This is a genomic window from Riemerella anatipestifer, from assembly GCF_009663465.1.
GTDB lineage: Bacteria > Bacteroidota > Bacteroidia > Flavobacteriales > Weeksellaceae > Riemerella > Riemerella anatipestifer_C.
This window is the reverse complement of record NZ_QXHU01000003.1, coordinates 242,968-244,820: the sequence shown is the minus strand read 5'-3', so window position 1 is coordinate 244,820 and position 1,853 is coordinate 242,968. Positions and strand designations below refer to the sequence as shown.

The window sequence follows — 1,853 nt, the reverse complement described above, 5'->3', positions numbered from 1 at the left end:
GAAGAATGCTGGTTAGGGACGACACTAATGCCCGAAAGCTGGCTTAGGCTGATGGCATTAGACAGGTTGAGACCACTTGCCGTTGCCCCACCCGTATTCTCAATTTCAACGGTGATGTAGTTATCGGCATCCATTGCCTTCCCTCTAATCCAAGAACCAGAAGCGTTAAACGCCATCGTTTTCAGCGTAGGGGCGGCGGCGGTTACCACTTGCGTGCTGCCACTACCCGATAAGCCCAAACGGCTGAAGTTCGCCGTGAGTGTCCCTGCCGCAGTGGGGGTTCCCGAGAGTTTATAGGTCAGCACACGCGACTGCCCTGGGGTAATGGTTACATTCGTTGTGTTAGAATCTCCCACTACCGTAAGCCCATTGGCCACCTCCGCAGGTGTACCGTTTAAACTTACCGCAGCACTAAAGTCTAACGGTCCCACAGAGTTGAACGAGTTGTTGATGACCGAAAACTTAACAACATTCGCGGCATTAAAGGCTTGCGTGGTAACATAACTGCCCTCGAAGGCATCAAACGACACACTGACATTAACCGCCGCGTTTGACACGCAACGCCACTCGGGAACAGAACCCACCCCAAGGGTGTAAATCTCCAAACAATGTTTGTCTTTGTTGTAAATCATCAACCCTTCTTTTGGAGAGATAATGTTTGTTTTTTCAGCTTCGGCTAAAGTGGGGAACAACACACCGCCCGTTTCGCCCGAATCTTTACCCAACTGCGCTACCGCCGACGGGTGGACATCGGACACCCGAAGCCCCAAACGGTTGCCGCCCGTAATCAACACTTGGGCATCGCCCGTGATGGTAAGTTTGCGGTCTAAATTCGACACCGTACGGTCGGTTGCCAAAGTACCGTCGGCTTCGTAAAGAGTGGTTTTAGTCCGCCAAACGTATTGGTTGGCAGCGGCGTCCCAAGTCAAAATCTGACCGTCCGCTGTACCAGTAGGAAGGCTGAAAGGCACGCCTGCATTCAGCTTGACCCAAGTTCCAGGAGACGAAGGGGTTTCTTGGCTGTAGTAATAATACCCCACATCGGTAATCCCCGTAATCTTGCCACCTCCCATACCGCCAGTGGGGTTCACGTCCTTCACAAACACCAACATCGAGTGCTGGTCGGGCGTCAAGGTCATGTGGGACACGGCTTCCAAAGTCAATCGGGGAATGAGAAGACCCTTCGCTCGCTCTTTAGGAAGGCTCTCATTGGGAGCCACTTCCAAAGTGGCTTTGGGCTCTTGGGTATTCACCCCCACTCGCCCTTCATACTGTGCGTTCAGCACCAAAGGCAGAAATACCGCACATAACAAAGTTTTTTTCATAATGTTAAAGTTTATAGATGTTAGATGTTAAGTTGTTAATTGCTAGTTGTTGGTTGTGAAATTGTGAAGTTGTAAAATTGCTAATGGTTAAGTTGTAAAAAAGTTTAAAGTTCAAGGAGCTGAAGCTGTTCAAGGTTCTATGTTTAAGGTTTAAGGGATAGGTACGCTTATTCAACCTTGAATATTTGAACTTTAAACCTTGAACTCTTGAACCCTTACCCCTTAAACTTTGAACTTTAAACCTGAAACTAATGAGAAAACACCTCCCCCCTCTCAACACACACAAAACGAGGAGGAAGGCTAAAACAGAGAGAATAGGGTATCCTCTCTGCACACTAGAAGCCCTAAACCCAAACAACCAATTTAACTTATGAAAAAGACGGACTTCTAGCGAATATTTATGAAAACAAAACTTAGCGTGTGCTAAATGCCAAATGCCCCTAACGGAAGCTAGAGGCACATTATTTATAATTGATGATAAAAATTTAGATAAAAAGTAGTATACTACGCGTACGCGTGTAGCTCTTC

1 pseudogene is annotated in these 1,853 nt (G+C 47.4%); it reads right to left on the bottom strand.

What is annotated here, in order from left to right:
• Positions 1-1,139: pseudogene (locus D1003_RS05555) on the bottom strand (hypothetical protein); the annotation flags it as partial.
• Positions 1,140-1,853: the final 714 nt, after the last annotated feature.